The sequence below is a fragment of the Pseudomonas sp. SIMBA_068 genome, assembly GCF_046534705.1.
Classification (GTDB): domain Bacteria; phylum Pseudomonadota; class Gammaproteobacteria; order Pseudomonadales; family Pseudomonadaceae; genus Aquipseudomonas; species Aquipseudomonas putida.
Map to the genome: position 1 here is coordinate 1 of NZ_JAWRYI010000265.1, position 305 is coordinate 305.

The following is a 305-nucleotide window of genomic DNA, read 5'->3' on the forward strand; positions in this document are numbered from 1 at the left end:
TCTTCAAGTACTAAACAAGTGGCTGAACGCCAATCTTGTGAAGAATCAACAGGTGAACAAGGGAAGTAGCCGCCTTTAACACCTGGACGGTGACCAGTGTTACCGCCTTCATAATCTTTATCTGAGTTCCATGCCGCTTCTACAGCGTCAACTTTGTACATTGAACCAGACATGTCTGATTTGTATTTAACATCGTCAAAAAGGAAGAACTCTGGCTCTGGGCCAAATAATACTGTATCAGCAATACCTGTAGAGCGCATGTAATCTTCAGCACGTTTAGCAACTGAACGCGGGTCGCGCTCGTA

General features: G+C 44.9%; 1 pseudogene. It reads right to left on the reverse strand.

Going from position 1 to position 305, the window contains the following annotated elements:
* Positions 1–305: pseudogene (gene glnA / locus SB756_RS29115) on the reverse strand (glutamine synthetase); the annotation flags it as partial.